The 277-nt window shown below is 57.0% G+C and carries 1 protein-coding gene; it reads right to left on the bottom strand.

From position 1 onward, the window contains the following. A partial coding sequence (locus tag Q4563_RS19555; RefSeq protein ID WP_303605702.1) for a hypothetical protein occupies positions 1–277 on the bottom strand: 277 nt, incomplete at both ends.

The raw sequence follows: 277 nt of genomic DNA, 5'->3' as shown, positions 1-277 counted from the left end.
GCAATGACGTCTTCCTCGCTAGCGCCGGGCGTTAACTCGGTATCGGTGCTCCAGTGTTCAAAGCGTACACCCACCTGTTGCAGGCGTTCGCGAATGTGGGCGTGGGTGTCGGTCGTAAATAACAGTTGTGCGGTTTCGTGGTCCGGGTAAATTCGCAAGATGCTGCCGGGCTCTTCTTGCACCATATCCAGCTCGGCGCGCATGTAGCCACTGCGTCGGGCGTGGGAGGGTTTACCATTATTCCAGGTACGGAGATCTTTACGAGTCAGGCTCTGAC

Source organism: Gilvimarinus sp. 1_MG-2023 (assembly GCF_030548285.1).
Note: the sequence above shows the minus strand (reverse complement) of the source record. Positions and strands in the feature narration are given on the sequence as shown.